Raw genomic sequence first — 18,859 nt, forward strand, 5'->3', positions numbered from 1 at the left:
CTGAACTGCTTTATTTTGATGTGTTGAGATTCCTACGGAATGACAAAATGACTGCTGATCTTAGCGTTATGATTAAAAATCGACATTCATTTATAATTTATATCAACCATCAATCATCTACAGCGATTCTCTCTGAATAAATTTAAAAACATTATTCACCTGCTCTTTTTTATTCTTCAAAATCATATACGCAGCAGATTCTCCCATTGCCTTAAAATCAGTCGTAATTACGGTAATTCCCAGCAATTCTTTCAAAGGGGTTTCGTTGTAGGAAATAATTCCGATGTCTTCACCCAGTTTTAAATTTTTCTGACGGATCTGTTTCACCAGATTCACCAAATCGCGCTCACGGATAGTGATGAAAATATCTTTGTCCTGCAGTTCCATGTCGGGATAGATTTCATCCAGAATTTCATAGTCGAGTTTAAAATCCCGGCAAAACTGCTCAAAACCACGAACAATACGGAAAGGGTAGGGATGAATGGACTTATCTGGATAGACCAAAATAATCTTTTCGTACTTTTTAATTTTATCTAAACCTTCCTTCAGCGCATCATAAATATCATGCTCAAAATCCTGGAAAATTGATCCGTAATCCCCAGAAATATTAGGTTTTGTATTGTCTAAAAGTAAGAGTTTGTTCTTCGGGATCTGTTCGATAATATCTAAAACTTCCTGTGTAGAACTCGTATGTTTCGACTGTTCATCACGGAAGTGAGGCATCACGACATAATAATCAAAGCCACCAAGATTTTTCTTTAGTGCATTGATGAAAAGCGTTTCGTCGCAGTGATAGATGTACATCTCCACATTGCCTTTGGTACCGATTGCATTGACGAAATAATTATAAATCATCATTTTATACGTACTCGGCTTGTTGATCAAAAAGAAAATATTAATGATGTCGTTCTTGTTGATGCGGGAAATATAATAACCTTTACCCTTTACAGATTCAATGATTTGTCTTTTGCGAAGTTCTTTGTAAGCCTTTTCCACGGTATCCCGGGAGAGAAAGCAGGATTCGCTGAGTTCATTGATTGACGGAATTTTTTCTCCGATTTTTATTTGCCCTCCATCAATTCCGTTCAGAATAGAATCTACAATCTGTTTGTATTTCGGAACTCTGGAGTTTTCATTGATGTTGATTTCTAATGTTTCGGCCATGATTTTTTACAGATAGGAAATGCAATTCAGTTAAAAAACAGCTAAAATCAAAAGCGATTAATAGCTGAAAACAAGATACAAAAATTTGAAGTAACAGATTCATGAATGTTTTTTATAATGCTGATAGTCTAAAACTGTTAATTATCAGTAGATTATAAAATTAAAAGTCATCTGATTAAAATTATGTAAAATTCCCATTTCCACCTGCAAGATTTTCAAAACCCTGAAAGTTTCGAATATTTTCCACCCTACAACCCTACAACTCTCTAACCCTCCAACTCTCCAACAAAAAAAGCCTGCCCCTTTCGGAACAGACTTTAGAAACTATATGAATGTGAAATTTTTTAAGGCATCTTTTTAAAACCTTCCGCTTTTATTTTCCAGCTTCCGTCTTTCGGGAAACCTGGAAATTGTCCAGTAGAGCTGTCCCAACCTTCCAACATCATTGCAACGGTTGTCAAAACACCGCCATTTCCTGGAAGATAAATTCTAAGACGCTTATCCTGGAAGTTATGTCCGTTTTTCAGATAGGTATTGGTTTGAATGTTCATAAACAAAGCATCCAAAGCTTTATTTGGAAGACCCAATCTTGCTGCGTTCATTGCTGTCATCGGGAAATCCCAACCCCAGGTATGCTCCCAGTTCCATCTTTCCCAAACGATATCCAGCGTGTTTTTCATTATTTTCTTATCCAGTTTCGGAGATTCTGGAACCATTCCCAAGGCACCTAAAACGGCTGGGTGGTCGGTCATCCATTTTGGAAATGTGAATGAATCTTTTGCAGATTCGGTCGATAAATAAACGCCGTCCTGAACCGGAAGCGGAGCCAGTTTATTAATCACATCATCCCATTTTTTATCCCTCGGCTGACCCAATCTTTCTTTCCATTCTTGAGCGATTTTCAGCGACCAATCCCAATACGCCACTTCATAAGTCGGGTTATACGTATCTTTCGCTGGGAAAACTTCCTGTGCCGGAATAACGCCTTTCCCTAAGTTGTAACGGTTTTTCTCTTTGTCATAAGTCGCAAAATCAGCCATAAAATCGGCCGTTGCAAAAATCAAATCTTTATATTTTTCAAGAACCTTTTTGTCTTTGCTGTTGCGGTACAAAAGTTCCGTCATATAAATCAAATGAGGCTGTTCCCAAATTAGAAAGGCTGCAACAGAAGACGGACTTTCATTGCCTTCATTGTCCGACATTTTAATCCAGCGAACGCCTTTATAGCCCTGTCTTTCTGCTAGTTTTTTGGCTTTATCAAATGACCTGAAATAATAATCCAATTGCTTTTCCAAAATCTCTGGCCTTCCCCACAAAGCAAAGTGAACGCCGTGCCACCAATGCATTTCCGTGTGCGGTTTTCCGTACCAGCTGTTGAATGTCAAACCTGTTTCCTGAGGCGGATTGTTCCCACCACACTGAACTTTCGTTAAATATTCTGATAGCACAACTCTTCGTTCAAGCTCATTGGCTCTCGGGTCTGTACTTCCTTCAAAATCAACGGCAGCACCGCTTTCCCAGAAGTTTTTCCAACCTGAAGTACTTTCTTTTTCAGCATCAGCGAATAAAGTTCTGTTAGATTTCGGACTTTTAGCCGAAAACTCTACACTTAATTCTACGGTTTTGTTTTTCGAAGAAGGTTCGTAAACGAAGTAGTGTTTTCCTGCCTCACGAAGTTTTCCTTCCGTAAAATTCAATTGAGTATAATAATCCGTGCTTTGCAATGTATGCTGAATCAAACCCTGCGTCGACTGTGAAGAAACAATTTTCGTGGTATGTTCATTTTCTCTTCCATAAAATGCGGCGTCATCCAAAAACTGTCCCGACGGATGCGGATATTTGGCAAAAACTTTAAGCTTGCCTTTAGCTACCAAATCAGATTCAATTTTCACCCCAATTTTATCTGAATTTTGGAAAGAAGCGGTCCATACTTTCACCGGAGTTCCTTCCAGAGAAAATTCGCTGGTGATGATTCCCGTCCACAAATCAATCTTCTGATTGACGTTGGTCAGGTCTGAAATTTTCGCTTTCTGACCGTCTTTTTTCGTCAGTTCAATGCCGATATTTCCCAACTGCAAACGGTGTTGGTTCACACGGAAATATTCCACAGCACCTTTATTTCTTTCCGGTTCTTTGATTTGGACGCTGTACAAAGCTTTTCGCCCGTCATTATTGAAATCATAAGGCTTTAAAGTTTCCTCAAATTTATAATTCTCTTTGTTCGGAAAGCTGTTCCAGCCCCATTCAGACTGCGTCCCGAGAGAAACACCGTTCTTGTAATATTCAGGAAACGACTGCATTCCGGTGATGTCAACCGTGTAGGCAAATTTCCCGTTTCCAACCGTAAAAGTGGAAAGCGTATCGGCTTTTGTGTTGACAATATTATGTCGCTGAACGACCTTTTTCCGGTCGATTTTCTGGGCATTCACTGAAGAAAATCCCATTAGGAAAATCCCTAGATATATTGTAATTTTTTTCATTTTATCTTAATTAATATTTTAAAAACTTGCAACTTAGGCTTCGACAGGCTCAGCCTGACAATCCTAATCCTAAATGTTATACCGTGCTGTCAGACTGAGCTTGTCGAAGTCTTGAGCTGATATTTCTATTTTGTCTGCCACGAATTCACGAATATTTTTATGATTTTCTAAAGCTTATCCAATTTCATCAAAATTATTTCCCCAACCCTAAAGGGAGTAATTTTATAGTCTTAAGCATATTTTAATTCGTGTATTCGTGGCATTTTCTCCTATTTCAAAACCGTCGCACTCATCATTCCAATCACCACATCATTGCTCACGGCTGTGAGTTTTATCGACTTTAATTCTTTACTCGCATCAATCGGCAAATCCAGAATTGTGGCAGAACCACCATCCACCTGACGGTCTGTAAACCCTTTGATACTCGAATATTTGCTTAAAGTTCCGCCTTTGTACAATTCGCCCGTTTTCAGTTTCACGCGATACGGAATTTTATCATCCGGAATTTCAAATGCAAAATTATCATCAAACAAATCCTGCTCAATCGGCCACCAGTTCGTCGGATTTTTCAGTTCTAATTCTGTTGTCGAACCGTCAGCATACTGAACTGTAATTTTTCCATTCACAATCTGTGACTGCATTGGATTGGTAGTTCCAGCCATCAGAAAATAGATTTTCTTTCCTTTCCCTGAAATTGGAATTTCAAGAGCATCTGAATAATTATCCCACTGACTGACAAATGCGATATTTTTATCGGTTTTATCAATTAAAAATGGAACTCCGAGAAATTCAACTTTACCATTTTTTCTTTTGCTCATCAATCCGCTGTCATCAATTTGAGCGGTAATTAAAGGATAACACCAGTTTCCAATTCCCTGCCACGGAAGCTGTAAAGTCGGAACTTCCAGTCTTGGTGAAAGGTATTTCTGATTGAAAATTTCGGTTACTTTTTCATTGTATTTTGAAGCCAAATAAATGGAATTGAATTGACCTTTGTTTTCAATTTCCCAATCTGTGATTTCGATATTCTGTTTAATTCCGTTGTAATCAAGCACGATTGAATTGGTTCCTTTGCTTAAAACATTCGTTGGAATTTCAATATTTGTATTTTGATTTTTTTGAATCGAAAAAGTTTTAGTTAAACCGTTTATAAATAGCTTTCCATTAATTGGATTGGAAGATTTGGATTGAATCTGAAGTTGTTTATTCACCCATTTGGTCTCCAAAGGAAAACGGATGTCAACATTCACCGGTTGCCACCAGATTGTTCCGTTTTGCTCGACCTGAACGAAAAAAGTTCCTTTTCTCTCTTCTTGCTTAAGTTCAAACTTGTGGTTAACCACCCCGTCTTCTCCCTTCGGTCGAATCCACCCCTCCAGAGGAGGGGAATTTTTGATTAGTCCTTGCGGGTCGTAGATATTTTTAATTTTCTTTTTTGAATCAAAATTCAACTGAAGATTTTCGGAAATATAATTGACGTAATCGGTTTGTTCGTTTTTCAGTTCTTCTCCGGAATAATTGATTTCAATTTTAAAATCTTTTCCCTTCGGCGTTTCAAACTGAACAAATGGTTGTGAAATCGAATTGGGTTTAATATTCCATTCCACTTTTTTACCGTTCACTTTCACCGATTTGATGTTGGAATAATTCACAGGAATCTGCATTTCCAGTGCCACCGGATTCTGATATTTTGATTTAAATAAATATTCGGTTTTCTTAGAAGTTCTGGTAAACTGATAATCCCAATCGGGAAGTTTTAATTCAGCAGAATTCCAGTCTTTCGGGAAACCTGGTTTGATGCTGATTTTATTCTCCAGTAAATTAGGATAAACCCCGAAAAGTCCTTCCGTCAAAGTCCTCGAAGCCACACCAATCGGGTCGGCAAAATCTCGGTACAATTCACCTCGAAAGGCATCGTAATGAGAAAGCTGCTCAAAATTTCCCGGACTGATGCCGTAATACATCGACTCCACCAGATTTCCCTTCCAAAGTTGATAGGCATCTTCTGTTCTTCCGGCTTGCCAATACGCCAGAGCGGTCTGTAAATTTTCCGCCAAAGCTACATTATTAATCGACCAGTCGTATGGTTGCCAGTTGGTCGTTGATAATGTGTAATAATCTTTATTTTGAGCACCTTTTACCGTCACCGGAATTTTTGGTGTATGATGATTGATGTATTGTAAATTTTGATAATCCTCAAATTCATTCAGAATAAACGCATCGGAAACGTGATAAACCGACCAGATTCCCGGTTTGTCGTGAACGATTTGATTACCCAAGGCATCTTTAAATTCAGCAAAATAACCTTTGTCTTTTATCCAAAGCTGGTTTTTCATTGCTTTTAAAATCGCATCTGCTTCCTGTTCATAAGGTTGAGGATTTTCTCCAATTATTTTCGCCAGTTTTGCCATTTCACGGTTGGCTCTGTAATTATAAGCCGAAGTATGCGTTACTTTTCCACCCGAATATTGAAGCGCATCACTTGCCCAAATCGCAGCATACGCATCATACAAATCACCACGTTTGAAATTCCGTTTTTCCCAATCCATATGACGAACCATTGTCGGCCACATTTTTTTCAGGAAATTTTTGTCTCCGGTGTAGTTAAAATGTGAAAACATCTGGTCGAAAAACACCAGATTCATATCGTAGTGATGCGGTTTTGTGTTGTCATTCGGATTTCTGGAAATGTATCCGCTGGAAAAAACAGAAGTTCCCATTTTTTCTTCGTGACGTGCAAGATGTCGCATCGTGTCCATTTCGACGGGTGCAAAATCGGGTTTCAAAACCTGCGAATTGGCATAACTTTCAAAATGTTCTTTCGCTCTGTCGTGCCAGTTCAATGCATCGGCTGTGTAAGCGCCACGCCACGCATTCAACCGCATTCTCCAGGCAACGGCGCCGTGAAGAAATGTGGGACTTTCCCAAATTCCGTCTGCCGCAACCGCTAAATTGGCTCCGAAGTTATTTAAATCCGCATCCGGAGTTTTTAGCTGAATTCTGTTCGTTAATGTCAAACGGGATTTTTCCGCTTCATTGAAGATGTTTTTCAAATCTTCATCCAAAAGGGGTTTCGCTGATTTTCCTTTTGCAACTTGAATGTAAACCGGATTTTTTTGCGAAGAATAGGAAGCGTAAACAATCGGAGAACCTTCATTTTTATTTTGAGAAAACTTTTCGAGATTTTCTAAGGTCCTTGCATCCGTCAGTTGAAGCGAATTAACATTTGAGAAACTACCGCTAACGATTTGAGTTTCTTTTTTCTTATTTAAATAATTGAGCTGAAACTGATTTTTATTGAGTTGAAACTGATTGTTCAGACAATATTCAGGCAACAGATAAAATCCGGATTCCGGGTCTGCGCCGATGTCGCCGTTTCTGCTGAAAGTCGTTCCGCTCGCACCGCCGTAAACTGCATAGATTTTTGTGGAAGAATCTATATTTAAAGTTTCCATTTTTAAAACCAAACCTTCTTCTTTAGCCTGTGCCAAAACGGTCAGTTTTAAAATTCCGTTTCCAAGAATTGGGTCTTTGATTTCATACAACATCGTTCCCGGTCGGTAACGTGTTTCAACTTTATCAGCCTGAATTAATTTCTTAACCGAATTTCCTTTCTGAATAACGAACTGAAGATTCCCGCCCATTCCCGGAAGATACAGTGCGAATTCCGGCAAATCTCCCGCTTCAACCCTCGATGCACGGTTATCACCATACAAAGCCCGGTTGAATCTGTACTTTCCGTTGACCAATAAAAAATCGCCTTTGTCTTCTTTGTAATGCAGCTCACGCTCATTATTCTGCCAATGTTTCGACTGGGAATAGGAGAGTGAGAATGCCGACAAAACCAAAAGTCCGGCGAAAATGGTTTTTCTTCGCATTTTATGGTTTTAACTCGGTTAATGGCTGTCCGTTAACGGTTACATTTTTTAAAGTCACATTTTTCAGATAATCCACTTTGTAAGGAATCTGAACGCCAACCATTTTTGCATTAATCATTGTGAAATCGGTTACTGGCGAAGATTCGTAAGCATCAGAAAATACGGCGTATTTTCCGCCTTTGTCAACGGTTAAATTCTCAACCCAAATATTTCTGATGGTCGGAATGTGATTTCCCGGCTTTTCATAATGCATGTTGAAACGTACAGCAGCCTCTTTGTAAGCGCCCACTTTTGTGTTGTAGAAAAATACATTTTCTATCGTTCCGCCACGGCTTGAGCTGGTTTTAATTCTTAAAGCTCGGTCAAGATTCTTGCTGTCCATCACGTTTCCGATGGCGTAAATGTTTTTGGCACCGCCTGCAATTTCACTTCCAATCACAACACCGCCGTGCCCGTCTTTCATTTCGCAGTTTTCGATGATGTGGTTTTCGGCAGGTCTTCCGATGTCTCTTCCGTCCTCGTCTCTACCTGATTTGATGGCGATACAGTCGTCTCCGGTGTCAAAATAAGAATCTTTAATCCATACATTTTTACAGGCTTCAGGGTCGAAACCGTCGTTGTTCGGTCCGTGGCTGATCACTTTTACTCTTTCAATCAAAACATTTTCACACAAAACAGGATTCAGATTCCACATTGGAGAATTTTTCACCAAAACATCCGCCATATAAAAGTTTTTAGACTTGTAAGGCTGAACGAAATTCGGTCTTAAATACCATCCGTCACCAAAAATTCTTTCTCTGGCAGGCGTTCTGTTAGCCATATATTCGTGAAGTTTCGCTCTCGCAGGGTTTTGTCTTCCCGGACGCGATGTATTGTAGCCATATTTTGTAGCACCACACCAGAACCACCAGTTGTCTAAATCTGAATTTCCATCCAAAGTTCCTTTTCCGGTTACGGCGATATTTTCTTCTTCATACGCATAAATCAAAGATGAATAATTCATACATTCCATTCCTTCCCAACGCGTGAAGACGATAGGGTAGTCGTTGCTGTCCTGACTGAACAGAATCGTTGAACCATCGGTCAAATGAAGATTCACATTAGATTCAAGATAAATTGCACCGGTTAAGAAAACGCCGTTTGGAACCACAACTCTTCCGCCACCTTCATTACTGCATTTTTCAATTGCTTTTTTGAACGCTTCCGTATTTTTTGTTTTTCCGTCACCTACTGCACCGAAATCCGTTATCAGATAGTCTGCTTTTCTGAATTTTGGAGCTTTGATTTTCTTCTTTAAAGCTTTGATTTCTTTTAAAGGCTGCTTTGCGGAAGTCCACGGTTTGTATTGAGCGGAAAGCGGTATTGACAGTAGAAATGCGAGGAGAATCAGCGTGAATTTTTTCATAATGACAAACATATTTAGTTGGAAGGAAAAATTTCCTTTTCTGTAAAACTTTATTTTGCAAACTAATATTATTAGAATCAATAATTATCCTGCACTGTCGGTTCTTCAAAATCAATCTGTAAAATATTTACTATACCAACTTGAATTTTGCAAGTTTTATGGCTTTTGCTTTCAGGTACTTTAAAAAACATGTTTTTTCAATCTTGGTTTGCTTTCTTTAAAAATAACAGAAAATTTAAGAAATGTAAAACGAGTCCTAATTTCAGATTGAAAATCATATTTTTAATTAAATGGTAAAATTCTTTCAGTAAAATTTAAAGTTTTTATTTCAGAAAACTCAGTATTAACCGTAGTTTGAAAGTAATTTTAAGTGTTTGTCAGATCGACAAATTTAGCGTTTTAACTTTTTTTAACAGAATCCATGTTTTTTTTTACTCAAATGATTGATAATTATAGCAGTAAATAATTTTTCTTAATGAAGCAATGTGTCTCTATTTCAGGTAATTTTGACAATATAATTAGCGTTTTATTAACGTACAGTTAATTCTTATTGTTGTGAAAATCTGTATATTACGATGTGGTATTTGTTAAATTTGTACTAAATTTTGTAAAAAAGAGTGGCAGGTATTTTGGAAATTAAATTATTGTCGTACTTTTACATCACCTTGAATGAGGGAACAAGTCAAGGTAATAAATTTTTTTTCATCATTTGTGTTTTTAGAATCGTATCGCCTGATACGGTTCTTTTTTTTATTTTTCGTAGTTCAGAAGAAGATTGACGAAGTAAGAATAGGTAACTGAGCCTTCCTGACGGTTGCTTTTCAGAAAAAGATCATTGGTGAATCCGAAAAAATCTTCCAGCCTGCCTTCATGGCTTATCATAAAATTTCTTTCGTACGCACGGTCTCTTTTCATTGCAGGTGAATAATGCCTGATGAGATTTTCAGCAAAAATTTCGTCTTCAGTATAAATGTATCTCAACAGACTTTTCAATGTAAAATATTCAGCACTGTAGCGAAGTTCGGGATTGTCTGAGTTGATGCCGGTAAGGTAAGCAACAAAATTTGCCTCCTGCTCGCGGGCAAAACCCAACTGATGGGAAGTTTCGTGGGCAATTGTAAATGGAATAATGGAATGAGGAAGATTTGAATTAAACTGACTTTCAGCTGTAAAAGGATTGTAATAGCCAGAGATTCCTGTGTAACTCATTATGTTGCTGAAAAGGCTTTCCTTCACAGAAATCTGTGTAAGTGTATTCTTTGAAATAATTTGGTTAGGCAAAAAGCTCTGACGACGGATGATTTCCTGTACTAAACCTTCCCTGTTTTTAATCACAAAAACTCCGTTTTTATCCTCTGAAGCGGATTTTCGGGTTTCGCCTGCCTTCTTCAGGTATTTTAAAGCTAAAAGTTTTGCTTTTTCTACATCAGGTTTGTCCTGCGATGCTAATTTTTTAATGACCGGGGTCTGGAAATACATCATTCCCCAAAAGATCTGATAAGTAAAGTAGATGGTATTTAAGAATATTAAAATCCTAAACAGTGCTTTTTTCCTTCTGTCTTTTCTGAAGATATTGATGATCTGAATTAGCAAAAAAATTCCAATAAGAATATAAAACAGATCACCTGCAGAAAAAGGTATCCAGCTGAAAATTCTGATATGAAAATTCTTCTGAACGTCATATAATTTATCAAAGAAACTGATCCAGCATTCAGACTTTGAAAAGATGTAAAACAAAATAAATTGGGCAAGTAAAATACCTGCCCAAAATCTTTTTGTTTTTATGAGTGGAACATTTTTAGTGTCCATGAGATTCAGATTCGCCCATTACAATACCTTGTTTTCTCAGAATCTTCGGAGTGATAAATCCGTAGAATGCAAGGTATACGAAACATAAAACAGGAATTACATAAGAGAAATGCGTCCATGTAATTCCGAAAATTCCGTCTTTGTTTACTTTGTCGAAGTCACAGATGTAGCCCTGAAGTAAAGGAATGATACCTCCACCCAAAATCATCATGACAAGGAAAGAAGAAGCTTTACCAGTGTTTTTGCCTAATCCTGCAATTGCAAGGTCAAAAATAGATGGCCACATGATGGAACAGAAAAGTCCGCCAGAGATAAAGAAGTATTTTGCAATCTCTTTGTCAGGATAAATTAAGCCGATCAGCATCATCAAAACGCCTGCAATACCGAAGATCATCAGTGTTTTTCCGGCATTTTTGCCGCCTAAGAAACTCATCAGGATAAATGCAACAATCCAGAATCCGTAGATATAGAATGAAGAAACATCTTTACCACTTAATGTATTGGCAATAATAATGATTGTAAACGCAACAAAAGGAACTACAAATTTCAGAATGTTAACCGTAGTTTTAGACATATTGAAAACGTTAATACTTCCGTTCCATCTTCCAATCATCAGACTTCCCCAATACAGAGAAACGAATGGAGCGATATTATGTTCCAAAACGCCACCAAATTCTTTGGTATGAAGCAGGGCAGGTAGATTACTGATAATTGAAACCTCCACGCCAACATAAATAAAGATAGCAAGCATTCCCAGATACAGCTGAGGGTAATTTAAAATGCTGAATTTTGAGCTTCCTTCTTCAATATTTTCTTCCTCTTCTTTTGCAGGATCTTCAATTTTTGAGAAAAGCATGAAGACTGCAACAAGAATAAAGGCAATTCCCAAAACGATAAACGGTCCTTTCACCAGTTTCAGATTTTCCTTTACAAACTCCACAGGATAGCTGATCGCAGAAGTCTTTTCTTTGATCTTCCCTAGTTTATCTGAAAATTCATCAACCTGCAGATCGCTTGCTGTAGAGATATTATTCAGTTGGTTTATTTCAGTATCTAAAGCATCTACATTCTGCTGAACAGTATTTACAGCTTTTGCCACAACGGCAGGATCATCTTTTGAATCCTGTTTGAGCGATACAATATTCTTTACAAGCTCATCTCTGTGCGTAATGTACTCGTTTTTTACGATTTCGATTTTAGAAAGATTCTTATCGGCAGATGCGGTTTCCTTATCATTCCCCATCCCGAAAAGGGCGATTCCTACGAGGATTGGCCCGATGGTCGTTCCCAAAGAGTTGATACCTCCGGCAAGCGTTAAACGGTGAGCTCCTGTCTGAGGACTTCCCATTTTAATAGCCAGTGGATTGGCAACAATCTGCTGAACAGAAAAACCAAGTCCTACGATAAACAAAGCGGTAAGGAAGAACCAGAAATTGGCCGATGCCGCTGCCGGTACAAATAGAAATGCGCCTAAAGAAGAGAGCACAAGACCTACTGCCAGCGTTTTTTTGTATCCGAACTTCTGAAGGATATCGCTTTTTATTGAAATTAAAAAGAAAACTACTGAACCTATAAAGTAAGCTACATAAAATGCCCATGCTACCAACTGACTCTGTACCTGTGAAAGTACAAACCATTTTTTAAATACCGGAATCAGGATATCATTACTTGCGGCTACAAAGCCCCAGAAGAAGAACACTACAATGAGTGATAGAAATTGAGACCATTTGGTCTGTTGTGGGTTTGAATCCATTTTGAATTTTTAATTACACAAATATAATTTATTTATGCAATTAACTGTATTCTGTAAGTGTTTTTTTTATTGTCTCAAAAGCGGACAATTTTAATTCTTTGGGAGATGCTGTAGGCTTGAGGATATCATTAAAATATACTTTTACTTTTCCGGGATGTCCCTTCGAATTGTCAAACGGAAAAATTTCCTTTAAACCTATAAAAGTAAATACAGCAATCGGTGAATTGTGTTTTGATGAAAGTGTAAATGCGCCGTCTTTAAATTCATCCAAAACAACAGAAGTATCATCGGGAACACCGCCTTCAGGAAAGATGACAATGCTGTTGCCTTCTTCCATTTTTTCGGCACATCTTCTGTAAACATCGGCACGGCTTCTCGCGCTGCTGCGGTCTACCATCACACAGATTCGTCTGTAAATGGTTCCGAAAATGGGGATTTTTTCAAGCTCTTTTTTACCGACATAGCACAGCGGATGATTGGGAAACAAAATGCAGGGAAGCATAATATCCATAATCGAAGTGTGATTTGAAATCACTACATACTGCTGGTTTTTGTCGATTTTTTTATCGGTGAGATTGATAAGTTCGTAGCGGAGACCCATTCCGTAGAAAATTCCGTAGCACCACAGTCGGATAAATTTGTAAGCGTACTTGTAAGTTTTCTTTTTATAAGATAATATGTACACAGGAATTCCGAAGATGATGGTGAGTACAAACGCCAGAATAATCAGCCAGCCCCGCCAAAGGTAGTTGAGGATCATTTTAATTCTATCCATTAAATATTACTTTTTTCTTTACGGAGTAATTTAAAATGGAAACCAGAAGAATCGCCGAAATTTTACTCAGTATTTCAGGACTCAATGTATAAATGATAATATCTATGTTATCTTTAAATATAAAACTGTAGAAAATCTGAAAAAATAGTAAACTGAATAAAGTAGAAACTACAGAAACCGCCATGAAATAGACAAATTCTTTTTTCTTGGAATGTTTTCCACGCTCAAAAACAAACCAGATGCTGAGGAAGTAATTGGTGATAATACCGCATGAAGTGGAGAAAATATTGCTCAAAGGAAAATGTATTCCGTGGAAATTTTTCTCTTCTGCAATGAGCTGAGGTAAGTACGAACTGAAAATCTTAAAACTTCCAATCTCTACCACGGCACTCAGGCCTCCGGCAATAATAAAAAAAAGTACCTGTTTCTGCCTTATTAGGATATCTTTCATCAAATTGATCAATTACTGCAAAGTTATAACTATATGTTAAACACTAAAAAAAGATGTTAATTTTTTTTCTCCATTGAAAATTATTTCTAAATTTAATTTTCAGAACTGAAGAATTGATACCTGATAATAAATTAATATTCAATCTATTGAGATTGGAGTTTTTTCTATCTTGTAGTGCTTGTTTACAGCTTATTTCACTAAACCAAATTCACATCAAACACCAATATATTTGTATGGAACGTCAAAACAAATACAGAAAATTTCAGCTTCAGCAAAAGAAAATTGCAGATCTGGAAAGACAGAACTCGCGGTTCAAAAGAGTGTACTCTGAGTATGAAAATATGTCGGAAGAGCTTTGGAATCTCGAAAATGCTGAAGGTGAGGCAGTACCGGACGATTTTTTAGACGCCATGATCCTCCAGACCACTTATCTCGAAGACGAAATCGAAGATTGGTTACATCAGTATAATACATCACAGAATGAGGTGCAATCCTAGTTTTTGTGAATAAAGTCATTACTCTTTACCCCGCTCTTTCAAGATAAATTCATATTTTAGCACTCTTAAATGAAATTGTAAAATATGGTTGCTATTGTTGATAGTGGTTCTACTAAATCTGATTGGGTAATCCTGGATGACTTCAAAAATGTTTTCTTAAAGACCGAAACTATTGGTTTCAACCCCAATTTTATCAGCAAAGAACTTATTGTACCTGAGATTGAGAAAAATCACAGTCTGATATCAGTTAAAAATTCGATTACAAGAATTTTTTTCTACGGTTCAGGTTGTGGTGTCCGCCAAAACTGCGAGACTATTGAGCAGGAAATCGGTAAAGTTTTTACCAATGCAGAGATTGTTGTAAAAGAAGATCTTTACGCTGCTGCGTACGCTGCTTACAACGGTAAACCGACAATTGTCTGTATTTTGGGTACAGGTTCAAACTCATGTTATTTCGACGGAGAAAATTTAAATATTAAACTTCCTTCACTGGGTTACCTCATGGGCGACGAAGGAAGCGGAAGTGCCATCGGAAAACAGCTGGTACGAAGATTCTTCATGCAGAAACTTCCTCAGGATTTACATTCAGAATTCAAAGGAACTTATGGGTTGACGATTGATGAGGCATTGCAGAATATGTATCACAAGACAAGGCCAAATGCCTATCTGGCAGATTTCAACAAATTCGTTGTCGAAAGAAAAAATCATCCCTACTTCCAGACCATGGTTTTGGAAGAGATGAAAAATTTCTTCGATTATCAGGTTCTTCCTTATGAAGAATCCAAAAATGCCGAGATTAATTTCATCGGCTCTATCGCTTATTATTACGAAGATATTTTGCGTTCTGCAGCTGCAGAGCTCGGATTAAATGTGGGACACGTTGTACAGAAACCTATTGAGAGTCTGGTCAGCTACCACATTCAATATATATTATAATCAAAAAATTAATTTATGTCAAATAAAACCCATCGCGACGAGAAAAATTTCAATCAGGCCGCGTTAGATTACCATAAAGCTGAACCAAAGGGAAAAATTGAAGTTATCCCGTCAAAACCGCACTCATCACAGAGAGATTTGTCGCTGGCTTATTCTCCGGGAGTGGCAATTCCCTGTCTTGAAATTGAAAAAAATCCTGAAACGGTTTACGATTATACAGGAAAAGGTAATTTGGTTGCCGTAATTTCAAACGGAACAGCAGTTCTTGGTTTGGGCGACATCGGTGCTGAAGCTTCTAAACCGGTAATGGAAGGAAAGGGACTTTTATTTAAAATTTTCGCTGACATCAATGTTTTTGATATTGAAATTGACGAAAAAGATCCCGATAAATTTATCCAGATTGTAAAAGGTATCGCCCCGACTTTCGGAGGAATCAACCTTGAAGATATCAAAGCTCCTGAAGCATTTTATATCGAACAGAAATTAAAGGAAGAACTGGATATTCCGTTGATGCACGACGATCAGCACGGGACGGCGATTATTTCTGCGGCGGCATTAATTAATTCGCTTCAGATTGCCAACAAAAATATCGATGAGGTAAAGATGGTAGTGAATGGAGCAGGAGCTGCTGCTGTTGCCTGTACCAATCTATATATTTCTTTAGGTTTAAAAAGAGAAAACGTGTTGATGTGCGACAGCAAAGGCGTTATCAATCACAAAAGAGAAAATCTTACTCCTGAAAAATTAGATTTTATTGCTCAGACTGATATCGAAACTTTGGAAGATGCCTGTAAAGGTTCAGACGTATTCATCGGTTTGTCTAAAGGAAACGTGATGACTCCTGAAATGTTGTTGAGCATGAATGAAAACCCGATTGTTTTCGCATTATCCAATCCTGATCCAGAAATCGCTTATGATTTAGCACTTTCTACCAGAAAAGACGTGATCATGGCAACGGGTAGAAGCGATTATCCTAATCAGGTAAACAACGTTCTCGGTTTCCCGTATATTTTCCGTGGTGCTTTGGATGTGCAGGCTAAAGGAATTAATGAAGAAATGAAACTGGCTGCGGTTCATGCGATTGCTGATTTGGCGAAAGAACCCGTTCCTGAGGCAGTAATTTTAGCGTATAACGTTCAGAATTTACAGTTTGGGAGAGAATATTTCATTCCTAAACCTTTCGATAACAGATTAATTACCAAAGTTTCTAGTGCTGTTGCCAAAGCTGCGATCGACAGTGGAATTGCCAGAAAAACGATTACTGATTTTGACGAATACGAAACTCAGCTTCTCGACAGAATGGGAAGAGATGAGAAGTTGGTAAGAATGATGCAGAACCGCGCAAAAGCAAATCCTAAAAGAATCACTTTGGGAAATGCTGAAGAATACAATGTTCTGAAAGCGGCTCAAATTTTATATGAAGAAGGAATCGCTTATCCAAGTCTTTTAGGAGATAAAAAATACGTCAAAGAACAGATGGAGCGTTTCGGAATCAACATTGATGTTCCGATTATCGACCCGAGTGACGACGACCAGAAGGAAAACAGAAGGAAATACAGAGAAACACTTTGGAAACTCCGTCAGAGAAAAGGGATGAACGAGTACAAAGCAAAAAGATACGTCCGCCAGAGAGATTATTTTGGTCCTTTGATGCTGAAACACGGAGACACAGACGGTTTGATTATTGGCTTTTCTAAAAACTATGTGTCAACTTTAAGACCTGTTTTAGAAGTGATCGAAAAAGAAAAAGGAGTCGAAAAAGTAGCGGCAATGATGATGATTCTGTCTGAAAAGAAACCTATTTTCTTCGCTGATACATCCATCAATCAGAATCCTACAGCTGAAGATTTGGTAAATATTGCTAAAATGGCAGAACATACCGTGAAATCTTTCGCTATCGAACCGAGAATTGCAATGTTAGGTTTTGAAAATTTTGCTGCGATTTCTGATACTTCGAAAAAAGTAGCAAAAGCGGTAAGCATTCTTCACGAGAAATTCCCGAAAATGATTGTTGACGGAGAAATTCAGCCGGATTTTGCAATGAATTCTGATCATCTGAGTGATTATCCTTTCTCAAAATTAGGGACAACTCCAGCAAATACATTTATTTTCCCAAATCTTGAGTCAGCAAACCTGTCATATAAAATCATCAGAGGAATGAAGGTGGCACAGGTTATTGGGCCAATTCTGATGGGATTAAAACAGCCTGTTCACGTTTTACAGATGCGTTCAAGTGTAGATGAGATTGTGAATCTGGCTACTGTTGCAGTTTTGGATGCGCAGAGAAGAGAAGCTAAAAAATAAAAAGTTCCAAAAGATAGGATGAAATCCTATCAGTAAAAGTTATAAAAAAGGCGAACGGAATTTGTGGAATTCTGTTCGCCTTTTTTCATCTTAAATCAATTTTAAGTTCAAGCTCATTTTTCATGTATAAAAGAACTTCTGCATTTCCCCGAGCATCATCTACAGGATTATGAGTGTGTTCGGTTTTTCTTAAATGTTTCCATTGGGCAAATGTGTCTTTCACAATTCCGCAATATAAATCAGAAATTCTTCTTGACGAATATCCGAAAGGGTTTCTTTTTAAAAAATGATGGAAATACCAACAGATAAACATCCAGTCAAATCCATTGTTGTCACTTATAAAAATAGGTTTTCCTTTAGAATTTTTTGCTATCCATTCTTCAAATTTCAGCATCGTTTCAAAAGGGTCATCAAATTTTAAAGTTTCCTCACGACTAAATCCTGATATGGAAAGAACTTCTGGAATATACTGTTCAGAAATTGGTTTTATTTTACCATAAAATGTGCGATTGAGATTTTCATCAACCAAAACGGCTCCGAAGGAAACCATAGAAAAATCGCCGGGAATTGGGCCATCTGCCTCGACGTCAACAACGAAATAACTCATTTGTCTGCAAAGTTTTTCGCAAATGTAATTAATGCGACCGAATTTGTGAAATGAATTAATTTTCACATTCATAAAATTTTTAGATTCTCTATGAAAAATTTAATAAAGAAAACAAATAAAATCATTCCTTTCAGAGATGAAAGTATTACTTAGTTTAATTTACTATATTTGGGAGTTATAAAAATTGATAATGATATTTTCTTTACAGGGAGCCGTTCAGGAACTTAGTCCCACCTATGCCGTACTCAATGTACAGGGTGTTGGATACTATGTTGGCATAAGTTTAATGACTTCCCAAAAACTGGTTCACAACAAAGAATCTTTTCTTTTTATTCAGCAGATTATCCGTGAGGATGCTCATTTGCTCTTTGGTTTTCATACCCGTTTAGAGAAGGAAATGTTTAATCTTCTTATCAGCGTGAATGGGGTAGGAGCCGTTTCCGCACTTATACTTTTATCAACATTAAATCTTGAAGAAATCGCAACAGCAATTTTGTCTGCGAACAGTGCTCTGATTCAAAAAGCGAAAGGTATCGGTGCAAAAACTGCGGAAAGAATCATTGTAGATCTCAAAGATAAGGTGCAGAAATTCAAGGTTGAAGGCGAAGAGATTTCGGCTGTTGTGAATAATAAAACCAAGGAAGATGCGTTATCAGCATTAGAAGTTTTGGGAATTCCGAAAAGGATGAGCGAGAAGATCGCAGACCGCATGATCAAGCAGAATGCAGACATCACAACGGAAGAACTCGTGAAGCAAATTTTAAAAAATATTTAAGGGTTGGTGAAAAAGATTAATTTTC

The 18,859-nt window shown here is 37.6% G+C and carries 13 protein-coding genes; 4 read left to right on the forward strand and 9 right to left on the reverse strand.

The features are described 5' to 3' along the window. Nucleotides 1–117: 117 nt before the first annotated feature. The 8 genes from ASG21_RS04530 to ASG21_RS04565 all read right to left on the reverse strand — a co-directional run bounded on the left by ASG21_RS04530 (nucleotide 118) and on the right by ASG21_RS04565 (nucleotide 13,715). Complete coding sequence (locus tag ASG21_RS04530) at nucleotides 118–1,164, reverse strand: GntR family transcriptional regulator (protein WP_056076505.1); 1,047 nt, start codon at nucleotides 1,162–1,164, stop codon at nucleotides 118–120. Between the two features lie 344 nt (nucleotides 1,165–1,508). Beyond that, nucleotides 1,509–3,644, reverse strand: a complete 2,136-nt coding sequence (locus tag ASG21_RS04535) for a hypothetical protein (RefSeq protein ID WP_056076508.1) — start codon at nucleotides 3,642–3,644, stop codon at nucleotides 1,509–1,511. A gap of 269 nt (nucleotides 3,645–3,913) precedes the next feature. After that, a complete protein-coding gene (locus ASG21_RS04540) occupies nucleotides 3,914–7,522 on the reverse strand; it encodes a DUF4450 domain-containing protein (RefSeq protein ID WP_056076510.1) in 3,609 nt (1,202 codons plus the stop codon). A gap of 1 nt (nucleotide 7,523) precedes the next feature. Beyond that, the gene (locus tag ASG21_RS04545; protein WP_056076558.1) at nucleotides 7,524–8,927 is read right to left on the reverse strand and encodes a glycoside hydrolase family 28 protein; all 1,404 of its coding nucleotides are present in this window, start codon (nucleotides 8,925–8,927) and stop codon (nucleotides 7,524–7,526) included. A 750-nt stretch (nucleotides 8,928–9,677) separates the two neighbouring features. Next, nucleotides 9,678–10,736 (reverse strand): DUF3810 domain-containing protein, encoded by a 1,059-nt coding sequence (locus ASG21_RS04550; protein WP_056076512.1) that lies wholly within the window; start codon nucleotides 10,734–10,736, stop codon nucleotides 9,678–9,680. Then, nucleotides 10,726–12,489 carry an MFS transporter gene (locus tag ASG21_RS20555; protein WP_056076514.1) on the reverse strand — a complete coding sequence of 588 codons (1,764 nt, stop codon included), beginning with the start codon at nucleotides 12,487–12,489 and terminating at the stop codon, nucleotides 10,726–10,728. The genes ASG21_RS04550 and ASG21_RS20555 overlap by 11 nt, the downstream gene beginning before the upstream one ends. A gap of 40 nt (nucleotides 12,490–12,529) precedes the next feature. Further along, on the reverse strand, nucleotides 12,530–13,255 hold the full coding sequence (locus ASG21_RS04560; protein ID WP_241773453.1) for a lysophospholipid acyltransferase family protein: 726 nt from the start codon (nucleotides 13,253–13,255) through the stop codon (nucleotides 12,530–12,532). A gap of 1 nt (nucleotide 13,256) precedes the next feature. After that, nucleotides 13,257–13,715, reverse strand: a complete 459-nt coding sequence (locus ASG21_RS04565) for a GtrA family protein (RefSeq protein WP_056076516.1) — start codon at nucleotides 13,713–13,715, stop codon at nucleotides 13,257–13,259. A 233-nt stretch (nucleotides 13,716–13,948) separates the two neighbouring features. On the opposite strand from ASG21_RS04565, the gene ASG21_RS04570 reads away from it, so the two are divergent. The 3 genes from ASG21_RS04570 to ASG21_RS04580 all read left to right on the forward strand — a co-directional run bounded on the left by ASG21_RS04570 (nucleotide 13,949) and on the right by ASG21_RS04580 (nucleotide 17,452). Next, complete coding sequence (locus ASG21_RS04570; protein WP_056076517.1) at nucleotides 13,949–14,212, forward strand: hypothetical protein; 264 nt, start codon at nucleotides 13,949–13,951, stop codon at nucleotides 14,210–14,212. Between the two features lie 84 nt (nucleotides 14,213–14,296). Then, nucleotides 14,297–15,148, forward strand: coding sequence for a BadF/BadG/BcrA/BcrD ATPase family protein (locus tag ASG21_RS04575; RefSeq protein ID WP_056076519.1), 852 nt, complete (start codon nucleotides 14,297–14,299; stop codon nucleotides 15,146–15,148). Between the two features lie 15 nt (nucleotides 15,149–15,163). After that, nucleotides 15,164–17,452 (forward strand): NADP-dependent malic enzyme, encoded by a 2,289-nt coding sequence (locus ASG21_RS04580; protein ID WP_056076521.1) that lies wholly within the window; start codon nucleotides 15,164–15,166, stop codon nucleotides 17,450–17,452. An 85-nt stretch (nucleotides 17,453–17,537) separates the two neighbouring features. On the opposite strand, the gene ASG21_RS04585 is transcribed toward ASG21_RS04580, so the two are convergent. Next, nucleotides 17,538–18,059 (reverse strand): 3'-5' exoribonuclease, encoded by a 522-nt coding sequence (locus tag ASG21_RS04585; protein WP_056076562.1) that lies wholly within the window; start codon nucleotides 18,057–18,059, stop codon nucleotides 17,538–17,540. Nucleotides 18,060–18,249: 190 nt separating this feature from the next. Between ASG21_RS04585 and ruvA the strand changes: the two genes are divergently transcribed. Further along, complete coding sequence (ruvA, locus tag ASG21_RS04590; protein WP_056076524.1) at nucleotides 18,250–18,834, forward strand: Holliday junction branch migration protein RuvA; 585 nt, start codon at nucleotides 18,250–18,252, stop codon at nucleotides 18,832–18,834. The last annotated feature ends 25 nt before the right edge of the window (nucleotides 18,835–18,859 follow it).

Origin of the sequence: Chryseobacterium sp. Leaf394, assembly GCF_001424105.1 — a bacterium.
Classification (GTDB): Bacteria; Bacteroidota; Bacteroidia; order Flavobacteriales; family Weeksellaceae; genus Chryseobacterium.

Bases quoted from the DNA above. Each gene is read 5' to 3' on its own strand.
- ASG21_RS04530 (WP_056076505.1), bottom strand. From the start codon at position 1,164: ATGGCCGAAACATTAGAAATCAACATCAATGAAAACTCCAGAGTTCCG.
- ASG21_RS04535 (WP_056076508.1), bottom strand. From the start codon at position 3,644: ATGAAAAAAATTACAATATATCTAGGGATTTTCCTAATGGGATTTTCT.
- ASG21_RS04540 (WP_056076510.1), bottom strand. From the start codon at position 7,522: ATGCGAAGAAAAACCATTTTCGCCGGACTTTTGGTTTTGTCGGCATTC.
- ASG21_RS04545 (WP_056076558.1), bottom strand. From the start codon at position 8,927: ATGAAAAAATTCACGCTGATTCTCCTCGCATTTCTACTGTCAATACCG.
- ASG21_RS04550 (WP_056076512.1), bottom strand. From the start codon at position 10,736: ATGGACACTAAAAATGTTCCACTCATAAAAACAAAAAGATTTTGGGCA.
- ASG21_RS20555 (WP_056076514.1), bottom strand. From the start codon at position 12,489: ATGGATTCAAACCCACAACAGACCAAATGGTCTCAATTTCTATCACTC.
- ASG21_RS04565 (WP_056076516.1), bottom strand. From the start codon at position 13,715: ATGAAAGATATCCTAATAAGGCAGAAACAGGTACTTTTTTTTATTATT.
- ASG21_RS04570 (WP_056076517.1), top strand. From the start codon at position 13,949: ATGGAACGTCAAAACAAATACAGAAAATTTCAGCTTCAGCAAAAGAAA.
- ASG21_RS04575 (WP_056076519.1), top strand. From the start codon at position 14,297: ATGGTTGCTATTGTTGATAGTGGTTCTACTAAATCTGATTGGGTAATC.
- ASG21_RS04580 (WP_056076521.1), top strand. From the start codon at position 15,164: ATGTCAAATAAAACCCATCGCGACGAGAAAAATTTCAATCAGGCCGCG.
- ASG21_RS04585 (WP_056076562.1), bottom strand. From the start codon at position 18,059: ATGAGTTATTTCGTTGTTGACGTCGAGGCAGATGGCCCAATTCCCGGC.
- ruvA (WP_056076524.1), top strand. From the start codon at position 18,250: ATGATATTTTCTTTACAGGGAGCCGTTCAGGAACTTAGTCCCACCTAT.